The organism is Mesorhizobium sp. 113-1-2, from assembly GCF_016756475.1.
In the GTDB taxonomy this organism is placed as follows: domain Bacteria; phylum Pseudomonadota; class Alphaproteobacteria; order Rhizobiales; family Rhizobiaceae; genus Mesorhizobium; species Mesorhizobium loti_C.
Genome location: NZ_AP023242.1, coordinates 2,573,909 through 2,596,670 on the forward strand (window position 1 = coordinate 2,573,909; position 22,762 = coordinate 2,596,670).

At 62.4% G+C, this 22,762-nt stretch carries 24 protein-coding genes and 1 tRNA gene; 10 read left to right on the forward strand and 15 right to left on the reverse strand.

Features of this window, described 5'->3' with window-relative positions; genetic code table 11:
* Positions 1 to 9: 9 nt before the first annotated feature.
* Both JN279_RS12250 and JN279_RS12255 read left to right on the forward strand, forming a co-directional pair.
* Positions 10 to 1,074 (forward strand): efflux RND transporter periplasmic adaptor subunit, encoded by a 1,065-nt coding sequence (locus tag JN279_RS12250; RefSeq protein ID WP_446720420.1) that lies wholly within the window; start codon positions 10 to 12, stop codon positions 1,072 to 1,074.
* The gene (locus JN279_RS12255; RefSeq protein ID WP_202352888.1) at positions 1,074 to 4,202 is read left to right on the forward strand and encodes an efflux RND transporter permease subunit; all 3,129 of its coding nucleotides are present in this window, start codon (positions 1,074 to 1,076) and stop codon (positions 4,200 to 4,202) included. The genes JN279_RS12250 and JN279_RS12255 overlap by 1 nt, the downstream gene beginning before the upstream one ends.
* A gap of 129 nt (positions 4,203 to 4,331) precedes the next feature.
* On the opposite strand, the gene JN279_RS12260 is transcribed toward JN279_RS12255, so the two are convergent.
* A tRNA-Met gene (locus JN279_RS12260) sits at positions 4,332 to 4,408 on the reverse strand.
* Positions 4,409 to 4,648: 240 nt separating this feature from the next.
* Between JN279_RS12260 and JN279_RS12265 the strand changes: the two genes are divergently transcribed.
* A complete protein-coding gene (locus JN279_RS12265) occupies positions 4,649 to 5,608 on the forward strand; it encodes a Gfo/Idh/MocA family protein (protein WP_096449513.1) in 960 nt (319 codons plus the stop codon).
* Positions 5,609 to 5,686: 78 nt separating this feature from the next.
* Here the strand turns inward: JN279_RS12265 and mnmA are convergent, their stop codons facing one another.
* Positions 5,687 to 6,877 carry a tRNA 2-thiouridine(34) synthase MnmA gene (mnmA, locus tag JN279_RS12270; protein WP_202352889.1) on the reverse strand — a complete coding sequence of 397 codons (1,191 nt, stop codon included), beginning with the start codon at positions 6,875 to 6,877 and terminating at the stop codon, positions 5,687 to 5,689.
* A 287-nt stretch (positions 6,878 to 7,164) separates the two neighbouring features.
* Here mnmA and sciP point away from each other — a divergent pair, with 287 nt between their 5' ends.
* Positions 7,165 to 7,440: a CtrA inhibitor SciP gene (sciP, locus tag JN279_RS12275; protein ID WP_006203587.1), complete on the forward strand. Its 276-nt coding sequence runs from the start codon at positions 7,165 to 7,167 to the stop codon at positions 7,438 to 7,440.
* A gap of 71 nt (positions 7,441 to 7,511) precedes the next feature.
* Here sciP and JN279_RS12280 read toward each other — a convergent pair whose 3' ends face one another.
* On the reverse strand, positions 7,512 to 8,438 hold the full coding sequence (locus tag JN279_RS12280; protein ID WP_202352890.1) for an NADP-dependent oxidoreductase: 927 nt from the start codon (positions 8,436 to 8,438) through the stop codon (positions 7,512 to 7,514).
* A gap of 89 nt (positions 8,439 to 8,527) precedes the next feature.
* Between JN279_RS12280 and JN279_RS12285 the strand changes: the two genes are divergently transcribed.
* Positions 8,528 to 8,926, forward strand: coding sequence for a winged helix-turn-helix transcriptional regulator (locus JN279_RS12285; protein WP_096449509.1), 399 nt, complete (start codon positions 8,528 to 8,530; stop codon positions 8,924 to 8,926).
* Between the two features lie 97 nt (positions 8,927 to 9,023).
* Here the strand turns inward: JN279_RS12285 and JN279_RS12290 are convergent, their stop codons facing one another.
* Positions 9,024 to 9,401, reverse strand: a complete 378-nt coding sequence (locus tag JN279_RS12290) for a hypothetical protein (RefSeq protein WP_056578132.1) — start codon at positions 9,399 to 9,401, stop codon at positions 9,024 to 9,026.
* 451 nt (positions 9,402 to 9,852) lie between these two features.
* On the opposite strand from JN279_RS12290, the gene ctrA reads away from it, so the two are divergent.
* Positions 9,853 to 10,548, forward strand: a complete 696-nt coding sequence (gene ctrA, locus JN279_RS12295; protein WP_006203583.1) for a response regulator transcription factor CtrA — start codon at positions 9,853 to 9,855, stop codon at positions 10,546 to 10,548.
* A 97-nt stretch (positions 10,549 to 10,645) separates the two neighbouring features.
* On the opposite strand, the gene JN279_RS12300 is transcribed toward ctrA, so the two are convergent.
* The gene (locus tag JN279_RS12300; protein WP_096449507.1) at positions 10,646 to 11,014 is read right to left on the reverse strand and encodes a response regulator; all 369 of its coding nucleotides are present in this window, start codon (positions 11,012 to 11,014) and stop codon (positions 10,646 to 10,648) included.
* A 225-nt stretch (positions 11,015 to 11,239) separates the two neighbouring features.
* Positions 11,240 to 11,869: a histidine phosphotransferase ChpT gene (gene chpT / locus JN279_RS12305; RefSeq protein WP_096449505.1), complete on the reverse strand. Its 630-nt coding sequence runs from the start codon at positions 11,867 to 11,869 to the stop codon at positions 11,240 to 11,242.
* A 389-nt stretch (positions 11,870 to 12,258) separates the two neighbouring features.
* Between chpT and JN279_RS12310 the strand changes: the two genes are divergently transcribed.
* A complete protein-coding gene (locus JN279_RS12310) occupies positions 12,259 to 12,795 on the forward strand; it encodes a DUF1134 domain-containing protein (RefSeq protein ID WP_244277619.1) in 537 nt (178 codons plus the stop codon).
* A gap of 160 nt (positions 12,796 to 12,955) precedes the next feature.
* Positions 12,956 to 14,104, forward strand: coding sequence for a hypothetical protein (locus tag JN279_RS12315; protein ID WP_096449503.1), 1,149 nt, complete (start codon positions 12,956 to 12,958; stop codon positions 14,102 to 14,104).
* A gap of 25 nt (positions 14,105 to 14,129) precedes the next feature.
* Here JN279_RS12315 and JN279_RS12320 read toward each other — a convergent pair whose 3' ends face one another.
* From JN279_RS12320 to JN279_RS12340, 5 genes are all read right to left on the reverse strand, one after another.
* A complete protein-coding gene (locus JN279_RS12320; protein WP_202352891.1) occupies positions 14,130 to 14,927 on the reverse strand; it encodes a TrmH family RNA methyltransferase in 798 nt (265 codons plus the stop codon).
* Positions 14,928 to 15,030: 103 nt separating this feature from the next.
* On the reverse strand, positions 15,031 to 15,375 hold the full coding sequence (locus JN279_RS12325; protein ID WP_027047319.1) for an ArsR/SmtB family transcription factor: 345 nt from the start codon (positions 15,373 to 15,375) through the stop codon (positions 15,031 to 15,033).
* Between the two features lie 155 nt (positions 15,376 to 15,530).
* Positions 15,531 to 16,313, reverse strand: coding sequence for a HugZ family pyridoxamine 5'-phosphate oxidase (locus tag JN279_RS12330; protein WP_202352892.1), 783 nt, complete (start codon positions 16,311 to 16,313; stop codon positions 15,531 to 15,533).
* Between the two features lie 131 nt (positions 16,314 to 16,444).
* On the reverse strand, positions 16,445 to 17,206 hold the full coding sequence (locus JN279_RS12335; RefSeq protein WP_096449495.1) for a 3-hydroxyacyl-CoA dehydrogenase: 762 nt from the start codon (positions 17,204 to 17,206) through the stop codon (positions 16,445 to 16,447).
* 129 nt (positions 17,207 to 17,335) lie between these two features.
* Positions 17,336 to 17,860 (reverse strand): GNAT family N-acetyltransferase, encoded by a 525-nt coding sequence (locus JN279_RS12340; protein ID WP_096449493.1) that lies wholly within the window; start codon positions 17,858 to 17,860, stop codon positions 17,336 to 17,338.
* A 273-nt stretch (positions 17,861 to 18,133) separates the two neighbouring features.
* Here JN279_RS12340 and JN279_RS12345 point away from each other — a divergent pair, with 273 nt between their 5' ends.
* The gene (locus JN279_RS12345; protein ID WP_096449490.1) at positions 18,134 to 19,117 is read left to right on the forward strand and encodes a glutathione S-transferase family protein; all 984 of its coding nucleotides are present in this window, start codon (positions 18,134 to 18,136) and stop codon (positions 19,115 to 19,117) included.
* A 30-nt stretch (positions 19,118 to 19,147) separates the two neighbouring features.
* Here the strand turns inward: JN279_RS12345 and JN279_RS12350 are convergent, their stop codons facing one another.
* Together JN279_RS12350 and JN279_RS12355 are read right to left on the reverse strand one after the other, a co-directional pair.
* The gene (locus JN279_RS12350; protein ID WP_202352893.1) at positions 19,148 to 19,627 is read right to left on the reverse strand and encodes an ABZJ_00895 family protein; all 480 of its coding nucleotides are present in this window, start codon (positions 19,625 to 19,627) and stop codon (positions 19,148 to 19,150) included.
* A gap of 66 nt (positions 19,628 to 19,693) precedes the next feature.
* A complete protein-coding gene (locus JN279_RS12355; protein WP_096449486.1) occupies positions 19,694 to 20,191 on the reverse strand; it encodes an NUDIX domain-containing protein in 498 nt (165 codons plus the stop codon).
* A gap of 71 nt (positions 20,192 to 20,262) precedes the next feature.
* Here JN279_RS12355 and JN279_RS12360 point away from each other — a divergent pair, with 71 nt between their 5' ends.
* Positions 20,263 to 21,192: a metallophosphoesterase family protein gene (locus tag JN279_RS12360; RefSeq protein WP_096449484.1), complete on the forward strand. Its 930-nt coding sequence runs from the start codon at positions 20,263 to 20,265 to the stop codon at positions 21,190 to 21,192.
* Here the strand turns inward: JN279_RS12360 and JN279_RS12365 are convergent.
* Positions 21,176 to 21,790: a hypothetical protein gene (locus JN279_RS12365; RefSeq protein ID WP_096449482.1), complete on the reverse strand. Its 615-nt coding sequence runs from the start codon at positions 21,788 to 21,790 to the stop codon at positions 21,176 to 21,178. The two genes, JN279_RS12360 and JN279_RS12365, sit on opposite strands and share 17 nt — an antisense overlap.
* Before the next feature lie 112 nt (positions 21,791 to 21,902).
* Positions 21,903 to 22,706, reverse strand: a complete 804-nt coding sequence (locus JN279_RS12370; RefSeq protein WP_096449480.1) for an alpha/beta fold hydrolase — start codon at positions 22,704 to 22,706, stop codon at positions 21,903 to 21,905.
* Positions 22,707 to 22,762: the final 56 nt, after the last annotated feature.

The window sequence follows — 22,762 nt, forward strand, 5'->3', positions numbered from 1 at the left end:
CTGACGGCGATGTCATGGGTGGCGGCATTCGCCACGTTTGCCACTCCTGCGCAGGAGGCTCCTTTGGTGACCGACCCAAGGCAGGAAGCGCCTTTTGTCAGACTCGTATCGGCAGCGCCGGTGACCGGATTAGAGCGCGGCTTCACCGGCGTCATCGCGGCGAGGGTGCAGAGCAATCTAGGCTTTCGGGTTCCCGGCAAGATCGTGGAACGATTGGTAGACGTCGGTCAGGAGGTCAAAGCCGGCCAGCCGCTGATGCGGATTGACGACACCGATCTGCGCCTTGCGCTTTCGGCGAAACGCAATGCCGTTGACGCAGCGCACGCAACAGTCGTTCAGACGCAGCCGGATGAACGGCGGTACGCCAGCTTGCTCCGCGCCGGTTGGGTTACACCGCAGCGCTACGAGCAGGCGAAGGCTGCGATGGATACAGCCCAAGCGCAACTTGCCGCCGCCGAAGCCGACGCACGGGTCGCCGAGAACGAGGCGGCTTATGCAGTCCTGTTGGCGGATGCTGATGGAACGGTGGTTGAAACGCTTGGCGAGCCGGGGCAGGTCGTCGCTGCGGGCCAGCCCGTGATCCGGACCGCCAAGGCCGGCCCACGCGAAGCGGTTGTCGCGCTTCCCGAAACGATCCGGCCGGCGATAGGCTCGGTAGCCGAGGCCAGCGTGTATGGTGGTGATGAGCGTCGTTATTCAGCGCATCTGCGGCAGCTGTCGGACTCCGCCGATGCCCAGACCCGCACGTATGAGGCGCGCTATGTGCTCGACGGTGAGGCTGCCGCGGCACCGCTTGGCGCGACGGTAACCATTCGGCTCACTAGCCAGGTGAAACAGCCGGAGGTCCAGGTGCCACTGGGAGCCGTGCTTGATGACGGCCGGAAGACCGGCGTTTGGGTGTTGGACAGCGCCACCTCAACCGTACACTTTCAGCCCGTCCAGCTTGTTCGTGTTACCAGCGAAACCGCCGTGATCTCCGGTTTGAACTCCAACGTTCCCATTGTGTCGCTCGGCGCCCACCTCCTGCAGGAAGGCGCTCGCGTCCGGACCGAGTCCGAAAGCGGGAGCAACTGATGAGCGTCAATCTTTCCGCGATCGCCGTTCGCGAACGCGCCGTCACCCTGTTCTTCATCCTTCTGCTGGTGGCTGCCGGTGCCTACGCCTTCCTCATGCTCGGCCGGGCGGAGGACCCGAATTTCACCATCAAGACCATGACGGTCACGACGGCGTGGCCGGGCGCGACGGCGCAAGAGATGCAGGACCTCGTCGCCGAACCGTTGGAGAAGCGGCTTCAGGAGCTAACTTGGTACGACCGGGTGGAGACGACCACACGGCCAGGTTATGCGTACATGACGCTCACCCTGAAGGACAGCACACCGCCATCCGGCGTGCAGGAGGAGTTCTACCAGGCTCGCAAGAAGCTCGGGGATGAAGCGCCCAACCTGCCGCCCGGCGTCTTTGGCCCTTTCGTGAACGACGAATATTCGGATGTGAGCTTCGCTCTTTATGCGCTGAAGGCCAAAGGCATGCCGATGCGGGAACTGGCGAGGCAGGCGGAGGTGATCCGCCAGGACCTCCTGCACGTGCCCGGCGTCAAAAAGATCAACATCCTTGGTGAACGTCCCGAACAGATATTCGTGGAGTTTTCATACGCCAAGCTGGCAACGCTCGGCGTGTCGGCACAGGACATCGTCGCTGCCTTGCAGCGGCGAAACACGGTCACGCCCGCAGGCTCGATCGACACAATGGGGCCGCGCCTCTTCATTCGGGTCGACGGCGCCTATGACAGCGTTCAGGCGATCGCCGACACGCCGATTGTCGCTGGGGGGCGGACGCTGAAGCTCTCCGACATCGCCGAAGTCAGCCGTGGCTATGAGGACCCTCCCACATACCTCATCCGACGCCAGGGCGAGCCCACCATCATGCTCGCGGCGGTTATGCAGGAGGGCTGGGACGGTCGTGCGCTGGGCAAGGCCCTGGAGGACAGGACTGCCGTGATCACACAGACACTGCCGCTCGGCGTGACGCTCGACAAGGTAAGCGACCAGGCCGTCAACATCACCTCGGCGGTCGACGAATTCATGTTGAAGTTCGCGATGGCGCTCGGCGTCGTGCTGCTGATCAGCCTGATCAGCATGGGCTGGCGCGTCGGGATCGTCGTAGCGGCTGCCGTCCCTCTGACGCTCGCCGTCGTCTTCCTCATCATGCTGGAGACCGGCCGGTTCTTCGATCGCATCACGCTCGGCGCCCTCATCCTGGCGCTTGGTCTACTCGTGGACGACGCCATCATCGCCATCGAGGTGATGGTGGTGAAGATGGAGGAGGGCATGGACCGCATCAAGGCGGCGGCCTATGCATGGAGCCACACTGCTGCGCCGATGCTATCGGGAACACTGGTGACGATCGCCGGCTTCGTGCCGGTGGGATTTGCGCGATCGACGGCCGGCGAATACGCCGGCAACATCTTCTGGGTCGTGGGGTTCGCCCTCATCGTCTCATGGATCGTCGCGGTGGTTTTTACGCCCTATCTCGGTGTCAAGATGCTGCCCGCGATCAAACCGGTCGAAGGCGGTCACCACGCTATTTACGACACGCGTAACTATCGACGTTTGCGGCGGGCCATCACATTTGCCGTGCGCCATAGGTTCCTAACCTGCGGTATTGTTGGCATCGCCTTCGCGCTTTCAGTCGTCGGTATGGCCGGCGTCAAACAGCAGTTCTTTCCAACATCCGACCGTCCCGAGGTGTTGGTGGAGGTTCGCCTGCCGGAAGGTGGTAGCATCGAGACAACGACCGCAGCCGTCGAGAAGCTCGAAAATTGGCTGGACAGCCAGCCCGAGGCCAAGATCGTCACGAGCTATGTCGGTCAGGGCGCTCCGCGCTTCTTCTTCGCAATGGCCCCGGAGCTTCCTGATCCCGCCTTCGCCAAGATCGTCGTGCTAACCCCGGACGCCGAGGCGCGTGAGGCGTTGAAGAACCGGCTCCGAGAGGCGGTGGCGCAGGGTCTTGCACCCGAGGCGTATGTCCGCGTCACGCAGCTCGTGTTCGGCCCCTACACGCCGTTCCCAGTCGAGTTCCGGGTCATGGGACCCGATTCCAAGCAACTCTACAGCATTTCCGAAAAGGCCCTCGACATCATGCGGAGCGTTCCGGATGTGCGGCAAGCCAACCGCGACTGGGGCAATCGCACGCCCGTGCTTCGCTTCGTCCCGGATCAGGATCGGCTGAACCTCATCGGCCTCTCGCCGGCGGAGGTGGCACAGCAACTGCAATTCCTTCTCACCGGCATCCCCGTTACGCAGGTTCGCGAGGACATCCGCAACGTCCCCATCGTGGCGCGCAGCGCCGGCGGCGAGCGGCTGGATCCGGCGCGTCTGGCGGATTTCTCACTCGTGAGTCGAGACGGCCGCTCGATTCCGCTCGACCAGATCGGGCATTCGGAAATCCGTCAGGAGGAGCCAATCCTGAAGCGGCGCGACCGCACGCCTGTTGTCACGATCCGCGCGGACATCAATGAGGCGACCCAGCCTCCGGAGGTCTCCAAGCAGATCATGAAGGCCCTTCAGCCGCTGATTGCGTCCCTTCCGGTCGGCTATCGCATCGAAATGGGCGGATCAATCGAAGAGGCTGAAAAGGCCAACACCGCGCTAGCTAAAGTCTTCCCGGCTATGATAGCCGCCATGTTGATCGTCATCATGCTGCAGGTGCGATCCTTCTCAACGATGTTCATGGTCATGCTGACGGCACCGCTTGGCCTTGTCGGCGTCGTACCGATGCTGCTCACCTTTCACCAGCCCTTCGGGTTCAACGCCATTCTGGGCATGATAGGACTGGCTGGCATCCTGATGCGCAACACGCTGATCCTGACCGAACAGATAAAGGAGAACCGTGCTGCCGGCATTGATGACTATCACGCTGTCATCGAGGCCACGGTGCAGCGTACACGGCCCGTCATTTTGACCGCGCTTGCTGCCGTGCTCGCCTTCATCCCCCTCACACACTCCGTATTCTGGGGTTCAATGGCCTATACGCTGATCGGCGGAACGGCGGCGGGCACGGTGTTGATCCTGCTCTTCCTTCCCGCGCTCTACACCGCGTGGTTCCGGATCAAGCCGACTGCGGATGAGGTCCCGACTGCGGATGAAATCCATGAGGTTTCGACGGAGGAGCTGGAAATGCGACCAGTTATGGCTGCTGAGTAGGGCACCATTGCCGAGCCTCGTTTGTTTGCACGGGGCGACTGGCGGGTTCGTGTGCCGATGCTAGTGAGAGCAATCAGCATGGCTAACGGTAGCGGATGCCCACGTAACCAATTGATCTTATTGACCAAATGGTAGCGGGAGAGGGACTTGAACCCCCGACCCCAGGATTATGATTCCCGTGCTCTAACCAACTGAGCTACCCCGCCAGGCGGCGAAAGGCCCGAAATCCGCCTTAAATCGAAAGGCATTTCGAGGCGTTCGCCAAGGTCGCGCGGATATAAGGTTGGGAGGGCGAGCCTGTCAAGCTTCGATGCATTCCATATCGCCGCATATTCTCATTGCCGAAAAAAGCTTTGCCGCGCCGACATTTGGTTACATCTGCCGGGGTTGAGTTCGAACGGGCACGTCGCTATGTCTCGGCCACGAGTTTTTAGAGTTTGAAACAGATGAAGCCGCGCATTGCAGTCCTCGGTTGCGGATACTGGGGCAGCAACCACATCCGCACCCTCAAGGCGCTCGGCGCGCTGTACGCGGTTTCCGACGCCAACCGGGCGCGAGCCGAAGGCTTTGCCAGCGAACAGGATTGTCTGGCGATCGAGCCCGACCAGCTGTTCGTGCGTGACGATATCGACGCCATCGTCATGGCCTTGCCGCCGCAGTTCCATGCCGACCTTGCCGTGCGCGCCGCCAAGAGCGGCAAAGACGTGCTGGTCGAAAAGCCGATCGCGCTGACGGTGCCGGATGCCGAGCGCGCGGTGCAGGCGGCCAAGGACAATGGCCGCGTCTTCATGGTCGGCCATGTCCTGCGTTTCCATCCCGCCTTCGAGACGCTGAAGGGGCTGATCGACAATGGCGAGCTCGGCGAGGTCCGCTACATCCACTCGCACCGGCTTGGCCTTGGCAAGTTTCACACCGAGAACGATGCGTTGTGGGATCTGGCGCCGCACGATCTGTCGATGATCCTGGCGATCACCGGCACCGAGCCGATCGAGGTGCGCGGCGAGGGGGCGGCACTCCTCGACAACCTCAGCGACTTCGCGCATCTGCACATGCGCTTTCCCAACGGCCTGCGCAGCCATCTTTTCACCTCGCGGCTCAATCCCTATCGCGAACGGCGGCTGACCGTTGTCGGCACCAAGGCGATGGCGGTGTTCGACGATGTCGAGCCATGGGAGCGCAAGCTTGCCGTCTACCGCCACGCGGTCTGGCAGGACAGCGGCCAATGGGCGTTCACCACCAACGAGCCGTCCTATGTCGCGGTGGCGCAAGGCATGCCGCTGACGCGCGAGCTGGAGCATTTCATCCACTGCATCGAGACGCGCGCCGAACCACGCACCAGCGGCGAGGAGGCGATCAGGGTCCTGCGCATCCTGACGGCGGGCACGGTCACCCACACGAAGTCCTGAGACCGTCTGGAAATTCTACTCCGGCGGCCATCTGACTCACCGGAGCGAATTTCGAAACGGCCTCTGGAGAGTGGTGTTTTACTCAGCGGGAATTTGCGCCGGCCTTGCCGCCAGCTTCGTCAGCATGGCTTCGGCCTCGGCGCCGCGCTCGGAGCGCTCGATGAAGCCGCCGCCGAAGATGCGGGCCTCGTTGCCGTCGTCGGAATAGAGCACGCAGGCCTGTCCGGGCGCGATGCCGGATTCGCCGTCGGCCAATTCGACCGATGTCACGCCTGCCGCGTGGCGCAGCACGGCCGGACGCGGCGGCCTGGTCGAGCGCACCTTGGCGAACAGCTCGAGGCCGCCGTCGGGGATATCGCCGAGCAGCCCGTCGCCAAGCCAGTTCATGTTGCGCAGATAGATCTTGTGCGTCTCCAGCGCTTCGCGCGGGCCGACCACGACACGGGCCCGTTCGGCATCGAGATGGACGACATAGAGCGGCTCGCCCGAGGCGATGCCGATGCCGCGGCGCTGGCCGATCGTGTAGCGCAATATGCCTTCATGGCGGCCGAGCACGCGGCCGTCGATGTGGACGATGTCGCCCGGATTGGCGGCGGTCGGCTTCAGCTTGGCGATGATGTCGGAATATTTGCCCTGCGGCACGAAGCAGATGTCCTGGCTGTCCTGCTTGGCCGCCACCGTCAGCCCCATCTCCTCGGCAATGGCGCGAACCTGCGGCTTCGACAGGCCGCCCAGGGGAAAGCGCAGATAGTCGATCTGCGCCTGCGTGGTGGCGAACAGGAAATAGCTCTGGTCGCGGTCGGCATCGACCGGCCGGTAGAGCGCGCGGTGGGCGCCATTGGCGCCGGAGCGGATATAGTGGCCGGTGGCGAGTGCGTCGGCGCCCAGCTCCTTGGCGGTGGCGAGCAGATCGGCGAACTTCACCGTCTGATTGCAGGAGACGCAAGGAATGGGGGTCTCGCCGGCGACATAGCTCTCGGCAAAGGGATCGATGACTGCCTTGCGGAAGCGCTCCTCGTAATCGAGCACATAATGGGGGATGCCCAGCGTCTCGGAGACGCGGCGGGCGTCGTCGATGTCCTGTCCGGCACAGCATGAGCCGGCCCGGTGTGTCGCTGCGCCATGGTCGTAGAGCTGCAAGGTGACGCCGACGACATCATAGCCTTCGCGCTTCAACAGGCCGGCGACCACGGACGAATCCACGCCGCCCGACATGGCGACGACAATGCGGGTGTTTTCGGGACGTCCGGGAAGGTCGAGACTGTTCATGATGCTTTCATTCTGCGCGGCATCTGAATGCCAATGTCGAGAATATAGGTCAAGCTTTCCGCCGACGCCAGCTTGCAAGGCGATTCCCGGATTGCCGGCGATCCGCTATCGGCTGGATTTTTCCCAGCCAATTCAAGGCTTCCAGCCGGATGTTTCAAATGCCTGCGAAAAGACTAACGCGCCGTTCACGATCCTTACCTAGTCATTAGGGTCTGCTTAGGCAATTTTTAAAGCTGTGGCGGTAACGTGGCGGGGATTGGGTCTTTGAGTTTTTTGTAGAGAGTACGATGACCGATCTGGTTAGACCTAGAGTCAAGTATGTTATTGGGCCTGACGGCAGCCCTCTTACGATTGCCGATCTGCCGCCGACCAATACGCGTCGCTGGGTCATCCGGCGCAAGGCGGAAGTGGTTGCGGCGGTGCGCGGCGGGCTTTTGAGCCTTGAAGAGGCATGCCAGCGCTACAAGCTGACCACCGAGGAATTCCTGTCCTGGCAGGCGTCGATCGACGAATATGGCCTTGCCGGGCTGCGCACCACGCGCATCCAGCAATACCGGCACTAGAGCCGGCCCGAACACGATCAAAGGGCGCGGTACTCCGCGCCCTTTTGTTTTGGACCTGATCCTTCCGAAGCTCAGACCGTCAGCGCCACCTTGCCGATCGGCTTGGTGGCGAGAAAGGCGTGGGCGGCACCGGCCTCTTCGAGCGGGAAGCTCTTGGCGACATGAACGGTGAGCTTGTTCGCATCAATCAACCGGCCAAGCTCCACCAGGCCTTCACGGTCCGGCACGACCGACATGCGCTCGACCCGGATGTCACGGGCGCTGGCCAGCGCCCTGGTGGTGTCGTTCAGGTTCAGCAAGGACACCAGCACGCCGCCATTCCTGATGACCTTCAGCGAGCGTTCGGCGTGCTCGCCGCCCATTGGGTCCAGCACCAGATCGATGTCGCTGATCCGGCTGGTGAAATCGCCCTGGGTGTAGTCGATGACCTCGTCGGCGCTGAGCTTGCGAACGAAATCGAGCTTGTTCGGGCTGGCGGTGGCGATGACGTAAGCGCCGCGCGCCTTGGCGACCTGCACCGCCAGATGGCCGACGCCGCCGGCCGCCGCATGCACCAGCACACGCTGGCCCGATTTCAATGCGCCATGGCGAACAAGGCCCTGCCAGGCGGTCAGACCGGCCAGCGGCAATGCACCTGCCTGGATGTGGTCCGCCGCCTTCGGCTTCAGCGCGATCTCGTCGGCCGGCACCGCGGCGAGTTCCGCGTAGGCCGCCGCCTGCTTGGGGAAGCGCGGCATGCCGAACACTTCGTCGCCGACCTTGAGGCCGGTCACGCCGGCGCCGAGCGCCTCGACGGTTCCTGAAATATCCCAGCCAAGGGTGAAGGGCGGCTCGCCAAGCAGCGGATAGTAACCGCCGCGCACGGCGCCATCGACCGGATTGATGCCGGCTGCCTTGACGCGGACCAGCACTTCGCCGGCCTTGGGCGAGGGAGCGGGCTGGTTGGCAATAATTAGGACGTCGGGACCGCCGACGGTATTCTGGGTAACGGCACGCATGTGATCTCTCCTGCTTGGTTGGTGCCGCTATCATTTGGATAGTAATATTCCCTTGTCTAGTATGTACCTTTTTGATATATAGGTACCCCATGGATAGTGAAGATACGTCTCCCTTTGGCTATGACGCGTACCGGCGGACCTGCCCTTCGCACACCGTGCTCGAGATGCTGGCCAGCAAATGGGTCTACCTGGTGGTCTGCGCGCTGCGCAAAGGCCGGCTGCGCAATGGCGAGCTTGCCCGCAAGCTCGAAGGCATCACGCCCAAGATGCTGACGCAGACATTACGTGTGCTGGAGCGGGACGGCCTGGTGCGACGCGAGGTCTTCCCAGTCATTCCGCCGCGCGTCGAATATGAATTGACTGAGCTCGGCCAGAATCTGGCGGGATTGCTCACCCAGATCAGGTCATGGGCGGAGCAGCATGCGCCAGACATCAAGGATGCCCGTGCCAGGGCGATTGCTACAAATGAAGGGGATTGGGCCGCTTAGATCGGTGATCTCTGCGGCAATTCGGCTGGGTTCAAGGCCACCGCAACACCAGCCGCGCGCCCGCGCGGACGCGCCGACGATGCGAATTTCGGCCGGTTCAGCCGATCATGGCACTGCGGCCGCCGGTTTCGGCCTCGCGAATCTTGGTATCGCGCGATTCCAGCATTTCAGCCTTGGAAAGCTCCGCTTCAGCTTCGCCGAGTAATGATTCGGCAGCGCTTCGCTGTTGGGCGAGGTCGCTTTGCGAATTTCTGAGGTTGTCGCGGCGCAAACGTGCCGCCTTGGCGAAGGTCGGATAGGCGAAATGATTGATGTCGGTGATGCCGGCTTTCTTTTCCTCGGCGGTGATCTGAAGCTCCAGTTCGACGGCCATGCGTTCGAACTCGGCAATCATCATGTCGAGCTGCAGCAGCTGCCGCCGCTTCTCATTCACCTGAAACTGTTTCAGCCGAACGAGGTTTTCACGTGACTTCATGATTCGGTACTCCCGGAAACGCACACCCGCACATATCGTCCAAACCACCTGGAAAGGCCCAGGCGCTGCCCATGTCCACCGGCATTCCCCGAACTATGGGAAACAAAACCCTAAAGTTTTTTGCCGGCGGTAACCATTCGTTTACGGGCATTGTTAATCATACGGGTCAGGGCTTAAGGCCGGGTAAAAATTCCGGCCGCCGAAGCGAAGGCGCGTCGATGAGTCCCTGGAGTCGCTTAGTCCAGGTTATTAATGTGTTGCATTAGGAATTTGGGTCTGGGATTCGTTATTAGATTCAAGAGGGTGTAGAAAGGGGTTAAAAAATCTGATACCGTCGTGGACGGGAAATTAGGTTTTGTTAACCATTCAATGGCAGCCTCTGCACAAGGCAACCACTGCTCCGGGGCAGGACGGGTCGTGAAATGATCCGGCAGCAGAAAAGGGGAATGAAATGCGTGTTCTGCTGATAGAAGATGACAGTGCAACCGCACAAAGCATCGAACTGATGCTGAAATCGGAAAGTTTCAATGTCTATACGACGGACCTCGGCGAAGAGGGTGTCGATCTGGGCAAACTCTACGACTACGACATCATCCTTCTCGATCTCAACCTGCCCGACATGTCCGGCTACGAGGTCCTGAGAACGCTTCGCCTCTCCAAGGTAAAGACGCCGATCCTGATCCTCTCCGGCATGGCCGGGATCGAGGACAAGGTGCGCGGCCTCGGCTTCGGCGCCGATGACTATATGACCAAGCCGTTCCACAAGGACGAGCTGGTGGCGCGCATCCATGCCATCGTGCGGCGCTCCAAGGGCCACGCCCAGTCGGTCATCACCACCGGTGACCTGGTGGTCAACCTCGACGCCAAGACCGTTGAAGTCGGCGGCCAGCGCGTGCATCTCACCGGCAAGGAATACCAGATGCTGGAGCTGCTCTCGCTGCGCAAGGGCACCACGCTCACCAAGGAAATGTTCCTCAACCACCTCTATGGCGGCATGGACGAGCCGGAACTGAAGATCATCGACGTCTTCATCTGCAAGCTGCGCAAGAAGCTCGACGCCGCGTCCGGTGGCCAGAACTACATCGAGACGGTCTGGGGCCGCGGCTACGTGCTGCGCGAACCGGAAGACATTCGCGTCAGCGCCTGAGCGGCGAGCGCCGTCCAAATTATTGCCATCTCAGACAAAAACCCGGCTTCGGCCGGGTTTTTGCGTTATGGACCAGCAATGAGAGTGGGCCGCCCTCTCAGGCGGCGATTTTCAGATTGCGAAAGCGCTCGAGCAGCTGCGGGCGATTGAACGGCTTCAGGAGATAGCCCTGGGCACCGGCGCGCTTGGCCCGCATGATCGAGGCGATGTCGAGTTCGACGAGCGAGATCAGGATCTGCGGCTTTATCGGGCTTTCCATGGCGCGCACGCGGCGGATGAGGTCAACCGCCGGCACGTCCGGCAGCGCGCCGTCGACGACGATGATGTCGGGCATGTCGGCGGAGCACATCTCCAGTGCGTCAAGCCCGCTGGCAGCTTCGATGACCACCATGTCGGAACCGCCCAGGATGCGTTTTGCAACCTTCCTGATGACGCTTGAGTCGTCGACGAACATACAGCGTTTCATTTCCGGGTCCTCTTTGCCCTGGGGCAATCCGGTCGTGCGGGGCATCTGCTGAGCACCCTAGACCGATCTGGTAAAGAACCCGAAAAGCCTTTAGGTAAAATTTTTGGAAAGATGCCGCCGAAGAGGCTTTTCTTCGCGAATGCTTCGCTGCCGCTGCCAATCGAGCCGTCACGGCAATATTACGCCGCTGAAATACTTTGTTCTCCCGACAAGCCGGCCTGACGCTCAGACTGCCGAAAGCACGATTTCTTCCGCCGTTGCATGGATCGATATCGTCATGCCGGCCTCGCGGGCAAGAAGCAGCGTGTAGTAGGGCTGCACCGAATGCGCGTCGATCGGCTCTTCCGGCTTGTGACCGGAATGCAGTTCGAGGAACTTCGGCGGCACGCGCAGCATCGGGCCGCTCGCCGAAATTGAAATGCGCGGCTCGGTTTCGAGATTCTCGAGGGTGACGACCAGCTTGCCACCGCGCGGAATGGCGGCATTGCCGACCAGGATCAGGTTGAGCAACAGCTTGACCTTGTTCTTGGGCAGCAGCGCGCGCGCCCCGTTCCAGGTCAGTTCCGGCTTTTCATTCTTGAGGAAGGCGATGGCCACCGCCTCGGCGTCGCCAGTGTCGATCAGCATGCCGGCGGAGCCTGCCGCGCCAAAGGCGATGCGGGCGAACTGCAGCCGGGCCGAGGCGTTCTTGGCGCTCTGGCGGATGAGCCGCATGGCGTCTTCGTCGGCGCCGCCCTCGTCAAGCAGTTCGAGCCCGTTGTTGATCGCACCGACCGGCGAGATGATGTCGTGGCAGACGCGGCTGCACAGAAGCGCCGCCAGGTCAGGCGCGGAAAGGGTGAACAGTTCGGCCATCGGTGAAAATCCCTGCAAAATTCCGCAAATCTTGGCCGAGCGATTGATCGTCGCGCCTGCCCACACGAATCACGCTCCAACCCGAGGCTTTCTGAATACACAGCACTCGTACGTACAGCAACAAACCCAAAATTGTCGTCGGGGCAAATGGCGTGTTCGCGCAGGCTCCCGGCGCCGCGCGACCCCAAAAGCCAGCCTTTGAACCGCCATCTTCCTGTGGGAGTTAATGGTTGAAAAAGGATTACGGCATAGTTTGCCCCTAACAGTCATCCTTAACGGCCGCCTAAAGAGCCGGACCGGATGCGAGGCGTCGGCGAAAGTGCTCCATGACGGAGATTGGAAGCATGTTTTCCCGATTTTATGACCGGAGCTTTCTCCGCGTCCTCTCAATGGCGATCACGCTGATGGGCGTTCTCGTCTTCTCGACTTCAGCCCTGCGAGCCCAGGAATACACCGCTCAGGAGATTATCGATTCCGGTCACAAGTTCTTCGGCGCGACGTCGGGTGGTCTCGCCACCGTCGTCGAGAAGATCTTCGCCTCCTATGGTCTGCCCAATGGCTATCTGCTGGGTGAGGAGGGGTCGGGCGCGCTGATCGGCGGCCTGACCTATGGCGAAGGCACGCTCTACACCAAGAATGCCGGTGACCACAAAGTGTTCTGGCAAGGCCCGTCGCTGGGCTGGGATTTCGGCGGCGAAGGCTCTCGGGTGATGATGCTGGTCTACAATCTCGACGATGTCAGCAACCTCTACAACCGCTATGGCGGCGTCGCCGGGTCGGCCTATGTCGTGGCGGGCGTCGGCTTCAATGTGCTGAAGAACAACAATGTGCTTCTGGTGCCGATCCGCACCGGCGTCGGCGCCAGGCTTGGTGTCAATCTCGGCTATCTGAAGCTGACCGAGCGGGCGACGTGGAATCCGTTCTAAAGTCCAATCCGCCATGACCGCAGCGCCGAGTTTTCCATGAGATTTGTAGGCCTGTGACCCCCAATGCGCTGTGGCAAGCTCTTGCCGCAGCGCCGGATTTCCGCCATGCCAGTGTGATGCGGTCCAGTTCCGGCGGTTGCCGCCGATAGCGGGTAGTCCTTTGGTTCAGTCGGTCCTGTTCTTTGCCCTCGGCTTTCTGTGTGCCGGCTTTCTGGCGCTGATCGTGGCTCCGGCCGTCTGGCGGCGTGCCGTCGCGTTGACCCGCAGGCGCATCGAGGCTTCTATCCCGTTGACGCAGGCCGAGATCCAGGCCGACAAGGACCGCGTCCGGGCCGAGTACGCCATGGCGACGCGCCGCCTCGAAATGAACGTCAAGGCGCTGCGCGAGAAAGCCGCCGAACAGCTCGTCGAGATCAATCGGGGCCGCGAGGCGTTGAAGGGGCTGGCGATCGAACGCACGGACAAGAACCAGGCGCTCGCCGAACTCGGCGCCAAGAACGAGGCGCTGCGGCAGCGCGAAGAGGAACTGCATCAGCTTTCGGAGCGGCTCAAGGAAACCGAACGCAAGCTGGAGAAGCGGGCGCTCGAGCTCGAAAAGCTGGAGCATATGTACGACGATGCCAGTTTCTCCTCCTCCAGCCGGCAGATCGAGCTTGTGGCGCGCGAATCCGAATTGCAGAAGCTCGCCAGCGACATCTCGCTGCTGCGCGGCCAGCGCAAGGAAGCGGATCGGCGCCAGCAGGAGATCGCGGCCGAAAGCAAGGCCGCGCGCGATGCGCTGAAGGCGGAGAAGAAAAGGGCGGCCGAACTCGACAAGAAGGTCGAACGGCTGCTGGCAACGCTCGCCGACCGCGAGGACAAGCTCGACCGCCGTGAAAAGGAGCTGGCGCGGCTGCGCGAAAAGGCGAAGGCCGAGGATGGTGGATCGGCCTTGCGGCTGGTCGGCAAGCCGGATGAAGCCGGGCAAGACGAGGCCAAGAGGCGCGATGATCTGGATCAGGCGATCGCCAAGCTTGACAGCGATCGCGAGCGGCTGGAGGCCAGGCTGACGGCACTGGCGCGCGAGAACAAGCGGCTCAAGGCGGATCTCGGCGCGGTTGCATCGCCGGGCTCGGCGAATGGCAGTGCCGCGTTGCGCGAGCAGATGAACGAGCTGGCGGCTGAAGTCGTCCACCTGACGGCCAAGCTCGAGGGGCCTGATTCACCGATCGCCAAGGCGCTGGCGGCACCACAGGAAAGCCGATCCGGCGGCGGCGACCGCAGCCTCGCCGACCGCGTGCGGGCTTTGCAGAAGGCGGCCGCGAACTAAAGCGGCGGTCTGTCGTCACGCCTGTTCAACGATGTGAAAAGTGATGCAGCGCGATAGCTGATGCCGCGGCGACGTTCAAACTGTCAAAACCTTTCGACATGGTGATCCGCACGGTTTGCAGGCGCGCAAGCAGGCTTTCGGGCAGGCCTTCGCCCTCGGTGCCGAGATAGAGTGCTAGGCGCCCGGCCGGCTTTGCATCGCGTATGTCGGTTCGTCCGCGCGGCGACAGGGCGAATTGTTGAAAGCCCCGTTCGGCGAGCATCGCCGTAAAGCCAGCGGTGTCGGTGAAGAATGCGAACGGAATCTTGAGCGCGGCGCCGACCGAAACGCGGATCGCCTTGCGGTAAAGCGGGTCGCAGCATGTCGCGTCCATCAGCACCGCATCGGCGCCGAAGGCGGCGGCATTGCGGAAGATCGCGCCCATATTGTCGTGGTTGGCGATGCCGACGAGCACCACGACCAAGGCTTGAGCTGGCAAGGCATCCAGCAATGGTCCGGCTGCTTGCGGCGTCGCCTTACGGCCGATGGCCAGGATGCCGCGATGCATGTGGAAGCCGGCGATCGCGTCCATCACCGCTGAGGTGACGACGTAGACCGGCAGGTCGGCAGGCGCCTTGTGCAGGATGTCGTTCAGGCCGTTGAGCCGGTTTTCCAGGACAAGAATGGATTCGGCGCCGAAGCGGCCGGACGACAGAAGCAGGTCGAGAACCACTTTGCCTTCGGCGACGAAACGGCCTTGCCGGCCAGCAAGATCGCGTTCGCGGATATCGAGATAGGCGGCGACGCGCGAATCCCGTGGGTCGTCGATGCGAATTGGGTCCATGTCCCGCGCTCAAACATCGAGAGCGCGGTTCGTGCGTCGGGAGAGACGCACGAGCCACGCTCCGGAAATCGTCAGCGAGGTAAACGGCCGCGGGAGCGTTCGGTCAAGTCCCGGCGCGGCGCAATCTCTGCGCCATCTGGGACAGATCCTCCTTGCCGGTGCCGAAAATACCATCCAGCACGACAAGCAGCTCGCGCACCGCGTCGGATTTGCAGGAGTAGTAGATCATCTGACGGTCGCGGCGGGTTTCCACGAGGTCGAGCGCCCGCAGCTTGGCCAGATGCTGGGAGAGCGCGGATTGGCTGAGCATCACCTTGTCGGCGATGGCGCCGACCGACATTTCACCGTCGATCAGATAGCTCATAATCAAGAGCCGCTTTTCGTTGCCCATGAGCATCAAAAATTCGGCAGCAGATTCGGCGTTGGCGATTAGCTTTGTCGAGACCATGAATGCCCCATGCTGTTTGCTCATCGAGGCGCCATGGGGGCAATGGTGCCTGAATCCATAAATTCACTTGTGATCGGCCTCTGACGAGTCAGCGCCATCTCTGAAGGGTAGAACATTTCTTTCAAATCTCAAGTGTTGCTTTTGATCAAATGCAATTAAGTTTCATTATTTGCCTGCCCGGCCGCCCGGCCGCGCCTGGCCATATCGACCAGGACGGGTCTCAACTCCCGCGCTGAAACCAGGGGTTGTGGAAAGAATACCCGGCAAACATTGTCTCTCGACACCAAATCCATGCCGTCTGCGTCCAAACCGGCGATGCTCCAGCCGTCGCCGTATGCCCCAGCAAAATGATGCGCGTAGACGGCGATCGCGTCAAGATGATCTGCGTTCATGTGTTCGACGGCTGATTGTTCGCTCGCCGCGAGCTCTTCGACGATGGGTCCGCCGGTGACGAAATCGGCGCGATCGAGCAGATAGGCCTTGCCGAAGCCGACATTGAGGCTGGCGCGTTGCGGCTCGAGGCGAAAGATCGAGAAGTCGCCGAGCCCGGCATAGAGGCTCGCCTTGGGATTGCGGTTGAGATAGCGGCGCTCGGCACGGGCATGCGCGTCCGAGCCTCGCTCGAGCAGCAATGCCTGGCAGATCAGCGTCAGGCGTGGATGCGCCAGCGGGTCGCCCTTGCCCGGTTCGCCAAGCAGCAGGGAACAGCGCGGATCGGCAAGCATGGCAGGGGTGTGCGCCGAGAGCATCGAGACCAGGATCAGCGGCGCGCCGTCGATGTCGGTGGCGACGCCCACCCGGCTTGCCAGCGGCGACCCGGTCCGCGGTTCCAGCACCGCCAGCGCGCCGAAGCGGGCGCTGCGCAGAAGCGTTTTCGCCAACCGGATCGCCTCCGCGTCGGTCTCGCGGATCACGTCCTTATCTGGATTTTGTTGCATCAAAACGCTCGCCACAATTTCTATCGCTTATCGGCGCCGCAGGTCGGATTTGGCAAGGTCGCCTGATCCGCTTCCTTCCTCACCTTGGCCCTGCAGGCGGATCGGTCCTTCCGACAGCAGGTCGGCCAGCGCTATTTCGGCGCCATGCGGATGGCGCCGTCGAGGCGGATGGTTTCGCCGTTCAGCATCTGGTTTTCGACGATGTGCAAGGCAAGCGCGGCATATTCGGATGGCTCGCCGAGGCGGGACGGGAAGGGCACCGCGGCGCCCAGCGAATCCTGTACGTCTTGCGGCATGCCGGCCATCATCGGCGTCTTGAAGATGCCGGGTGCAATGGTGCAGACGCGGATGCCGGAACGGGCAAGATCACGCGCCACCGGCAGCGTCATGCCGACGACGCCGCCCTTGGAGGCGGAATAGGCGGCCTGGCCGATCTGGCCGTCATAGGCGGCGACCGAAGCGGTGTTGACGATGACGCCACGCTCGCCACCCTGCAGCGGCTCAAGCCTGGCGGCGCGGTCGGCGACGAGGCGGATCATGTTGAAGGTGCCGACCAGATTGACCTCGATCACCTTGCGGTATTGATCGAGCGGATGGGGCCCATCCTTGCCGATCGTCTTCACGCCTATGGCAATGCCGGCGCAATTGACCAGGATGCGCGGTTCGCCCAGCTTGCTCGCCGTCTCGGCGACGGCTGCGGCGCCGCTGTCGGCGTTGCTGACGTCGCATTGCACGGCAATGCCGCCGATCTCGGCCGCGACCTTGGCGGCGCGGTCGATGCCGACATCGAAGATGGCGACGCGGGCACCCTTGGCGGCAAGCGCACGCGCCGTTGCCTCGCCAAGGCCGGAGCCGCCGCCGGTGACGATTGCGATCTGGCCGTTCGGGTTCATGACGTCATCCTCTCCCGGAGCAATTCATTATTTCACGAAAGCGCCGAACCGTTTCACATCTTCCTGGAATTGCTCCAAGAAAACAGGGACGGATCAGGCCCGGATCGGCGGGCAAGGTCAAGCCATGGCCTAGACGTGCTCGGCGACCCTGGCCTGGCTGGCATGGCCGACTTCGCCGGCGAGCCTGGCAACCGCGCCCGTTGTGATCTCGTGCGACAAAAGGCGGTCGAGATCGACAGGGCGCGGCATTGAGATCTGGCCGCGCGGGATCCGCTTGAAGCCGAGCGGTCCGTAATAGGGCTCGTCGCCGACCAGTATGACGGCTGGTGCGCCGGCCTTTGCTGCCGCTTCGAGCGCGATCGCCACCAGCCGGCGGCCGATACCCAGGTTCTTGAAGGCCGGCCGCACGGCGAGCGGTCCGAGCATCAGCGCGCGGCCGGCGCCGGCTGCGATGCGCGTCATGCGCACCGAGGCGACGACGATATCGCCGTCGACCGCGACAAAGGACAGCGCCCGCTCGTGGCCGCCGGCTTCGCGGATCTTGTAGGCGGCCAGCACGAAACGGCCGGGCCCGAAGGCCTCGTCGTTGATGGCTTCGATTTCAGGGTCGTGCGCCGGAGTTTCCGGCAGGTATTTCACGTCGGCAAGGCTCATGGTCTTTGCGTTCCGGTAAAGGAGGAAAGGTTTGCTGCAAACGGCAGCATTCGCCAGTCAGCGCTTCATCAAGCGCGGGCGCTCTTTCGTCGTCGGTCAAACCGGATCAAAGCAAAGTCGAACATGCGGAGTGTCCGCTAGCATCAATTTTCGGTCGCTGCAATTGGCCTGATATGTCCGCCGTCTCCGTCAAGTGACGGTCTGTTCAGCACCTGACGTCTTCGGCAGGACAACCTTGCGCCTACATTAGGGTGAGGACGCAAGGAGATTTGCATGGGATTGCTGGTCGAAGGCAGGTGGCAGGATCGCTGGTATGATACGGCGGACAGCGGCGGCAGGTTCGTGAGGACGCAGTCGCAATGGCGCGACTGGATCACCGTTGACGGGGCGCCGGCCGAGGGCCGGACGCGCGGCTTCAAGGCCGAGCCCGGGCGCTATCACCTCTATGTCTCGCTTGCCTGTCCGTGGGCGCACCGGACGCTGATTTTTCGCGCGCTGAAGAAGCTGGAAGACATCATCTCCGTCTCGGTCGTGCATCATTTCATGGGCGCCAATGGCTGGACATTCCTGGCTGAGGACGGCGCCACGGGCGACGCGCTTTACGGCCTCGATTTCCTGCATCAGATCTATGCCAAGGCCGATCCCGCCTATTCCGGTCGGGTGACGGTGCCGGTGCTGTGGGACAAGAAGGAGCAGACGATCGTCTCCAACGAGTCTTCCGAGATCATCCGGATGCTCAATTCGGCGTTCGACGCATGGGGCGATGCGAGCCTCGACTTTTATCCGCAGGACCTGCGCGGTGAGATCGACCGCGTCAACGCGCTGGTCTATCCCGCGGTCAACAACGGCGTCTATCGTGCCGGCTTTGCCACCACGCAGCGCGCCTATGAGGAGGCGTTCGGCGAATTGTTCTCGGCGCTGGACACGCTGGAGGAGCGGCTGTCAAAACAGCGCTATCTCGTCAGCGACCGCATCACCGAGGCCGACTGGCGGCTGTTCACCACGCTGGTGCGCTTCGACCCGGTCTATGTCGGCCATTTCAAATGCAATCTGCGCCGCATCGCCGACTATCCGAACCTGTCGAACTATTTGCGCGACCTCTATCAGGTGCCTGGTGTCGCCGCGACCGTGAACCTGCATCACATCAAGGCGCATTATTACGCCAGCCACGAAACGATCAATCCGACGCGGATCGTGCCGGTAGGCCCGGAACTCGACTATGGCGCGCCGCATGACCGGGCAAGGTTCGCGATCTGAAATCGCCTATGGCTGCAAAACGCCGAGACCTTACTGGAAGGTCTCGGCGTTGATGCGCGCCTGTCTGGCAAGCTCCGCTTTCAGGAAATTCTTGCCCATGCGGCTGGAATAGCCCCAGGCGTTGATGCCGAAAACCACAAGCCCGGCAAACAGCAGGATGAAAACCCAGCCGAGAGCAGGGATGGTATCGCTTCCCGGCATGGCTCCGCCCGCAACAGCAAGGCCCAGGAACACCAGTGAAAGCAGGCACGAGGCCAAAGACGAAAAAAGCGTTATCTTCCAATATTCGCTTCGATTGAAAAGCCGAAGGTTCCTCTTGACGAATTTGTAAGAGGCGAAAGAGGTCGATCCGAACGTGATGGCGAAGCCACTTGCATGGCCGAAGCTGTCGGGCAGCGACGGAAACATCATCGCGATGCCGATAAACACGGCGGTCAAGCCGACCATCATAAGACAATAAAAGCCGACATAGGGCCAAACGCTTACCGATTTTACTTGTTCGACGTCCATGGATTCGCCCCTCGTGTATTTTCTTGATCAATACAACCCGGAACTTTTTTAACAGCTAATGCAAGCTTACCAATAGGGCGACGCGGCTTCGTCCTCAAAAACCTCGGCGATCCGCCGCAGTGTCGCTGGCGTCGTGTCCCTGGGCAAGCGATCGAGCGGGAAGAAACCGGCCTCGGCGATCTCGTGGTCCGGCTGCTTCGGCGCTGTCTGGCTGAAATGCTCAATGACGTAGAAGCCGACATGGTCGCGCCGGCTGGAGCGGCGGTTGAAATGCATCGATTTCAACAGCGGCGGTGCCGCCAGCGCGATGTTGCCTTCCTCGGCGAGTTCCCGCGCCAGCGCTTCGGCCAGCGTCTCGCCGACTTCGACGCCACCGCCGGGAAGCTGCCAGCCCGGCACATAGGTGTGGCGGATCAGAAAGAGGGAATTGGTCGCCGTGTCGTGGACGAGGCCGCGCACGCCGAGCGTCATCGGCCGCCGCAGCACGAAATAGAGGTGAAACAATCTGGCCCGCAACCCCGGCCAGCCGATCTGGCGGAAAGCGGTTTCGGAATCGTTTGTCATCGTTGGCGAAACCGTGGGTGGAAAGCCAAGCTTTTGTGGCAAGGAGGACGCGCGTCGCCTATGAAAGAAACATGTTCAGGCTCGCGCATATTTCTGATGTCCATCTCGGGCCGCTCCCCGATGTATCCTATCGCGATCTCGCCTCCAAGCGTGTGCTCGGCTACGTCAACTGGCAGCGCAACCGCCGCCGCCACATGCATGACGCCGTCATCGATGCCATCACCGCCGACATCAAGGCGCAGGACCCCGACCATCTCGCCGTCACCGGCGACCTGGTCAATCTGGCGCTCGACGGTGAGATCGAGATGGCCAAGCACTGGCTGGAGACGCTGGGATCGCCGCACGACGTTTCCGTCGTTCCGGGAAACCACGACGCCTATGTGCCAGGCGCCTTCGACAAGGTCTGCCGGTCATGGGCGGCCTGGATGAGCGGCGACGGTGTCAACACGCCGGTCGACCGCAACGCATTTCCCTATCTGCGCGTGCGCGGCAATGTCGCGCTGATCGGCGTCTCGACGGCGCGCGCCACGGCACCCTTCATGGCCAATGGTTTCTTCATGGAGGGGCAGGCGGAGCGGCTTGGCAAGATCCTGCGAGAAACCGGCGGGCAAGGCCTGTTTCGCGCGATCATGATCCACCATCCGCCGGTGCGCGGCGCCGTCTCGCAGCACAAGCGGCTGTTCGGCATCTCACGCTTCCACAAGGTCATTCGCAAGAACGGTGCGGAACTCGTCCTGCACGGTCATTCGCATCTGCCGTCGCTGTTCCAGATCGGGCTGCGCGGCACCAAGGTTCCGGTGGTCGGTGTCGCCGCCGCCGGCCAGGCGCCGGGCGGCAAGCATCCGGCGGCACAGTACAATCTGTTCGACATCGATGGCGAAAAGGGCAATTGGCGCATCCGCTTGACGCGGCGCGGCCTGACCGGGCCGGCGATTCCGCCTGCCGACCTGCAGACGCTGGAGATCGGCGCGGAGGCGCCAGCCGCTATGGCCGCAGGCTGAGCCCCATCGCCACGATACGGTCCCAGAACAGGGCGGCCGACACCGCCAGGCCGACCAGGGCGCCGGCGGCGATCACGCCAAGGCCCGACAGGAAGGCCGACCAGCCCTTGCTGCGCGCCATCGAGCGCAGCGGCGGTTCGGCTTCCGCTACTTCGGCACGCTTCATGCCGGCGACGGCCGGCTCGACCCCGCCTTCCATCATCCTCTGGCGTTCGACGATGCGCTCGGCGACATAGCGGGTCACGGAATCGGCAATCGGCTTCATCTCGGTCGATTCGGCAAGCACCACGCGGCCGATGCGGGTGTCCTTGAGGAAGCGGTAGGTGCGGCGGTCGCGCCCCATCGCGACATGACTAACGGCATCGATCCACAGGCGCGGCTGCAGCCCAGCGGACACGACGAAGTCGAAATTGTCCATGTCGGCGGGCACGTCGGCAAAGATGGGTGCAAGCTCGGCGGCCAGGAGATCGAGGCGCATGCGATGCGCCTCGCGCATGTCGACGACGACATCGTCGCGGTCGGCGAAGGCATTCTTCACATCACGGATGGCATCGGACAGTTTCCTTGACGGATCGATCTTTTCGCCTGCGTCCTTCATCGGCGTCTGCCTCGCGGGGTTGGTTAACATGGGGTTAACACAGCCGCCGGCAAAATGCACTGACGAGATCAAGGGATCGCGGCATCGAGGCGCTCGGCGCGCCGGAAGCAACTCAGCCGGCCGCGGCGGCGAGTTTCGGGCGAACGGTCCTGGCGCGACGGTTCATATTGCGCTGGATGATGCTGGCCATCAGATCGGGCGCTTCCTCGATCAGCATATGGCCGGCCTCCAGCACGTGATGCACATGAAAGCGTGCTGGCAGGTCATCCGCATGGGTGAAGGGCAGCACCGTGTCATCACTGCCCCACACCACCATCACCGGCATGGTCAGCCTGTCCAGCAGGTCGCGCGGGATGACGCCTTGCCGGTCGTCCCTGGTCATGGCGGCGGCGATCTCGACGAGTTTTTCGACTTGCCCGGGCCGCTTGCGCATTTGGAACAGCACATCGGCGACGCGTGGCGAAGGCGTGCTGGCGGGCCCTGACATCGCGCCAAGGCAGGCACGCACATCGGCAAGATCCCGTGCCCCGGCATAGCGGCGCAGCAGGGGGCCGTTGATCTCCGGGCCAAAACCGCCAGGCGCCAGCAAGGTCAGCGAAGCCACTTTCTCAGGCTCGGCCAGAGCCATCAAGGTCGCCACCGCTCCGCCCATCGAGTGGCCAACGAGATGGATGCGTTTGACCCGGCGGGCCTCAAGGTCGGCAAGAACGGCCCTTGCCGCGACCTTAGCGGGCCCGGCACCGGGAAAGTCGAGCGACATGCCATGTCCCGGCAAGTCGTATGCAAGGGTGCGCGCGGAAGCGGCGAGCGAGGCGGTCACCTCGCGCCAGACATCGGAGCAGCCGCCGAAACCATGCAGCAGAACGATGGTCTTCGAACCAACACCTTGTTCGGCGGCATAGAGCGATGAAATCATGAAAGCGGGGGGCTTATTGCAGGACTGAGAAAAGCGCGGGACCGGGCACCAAATGT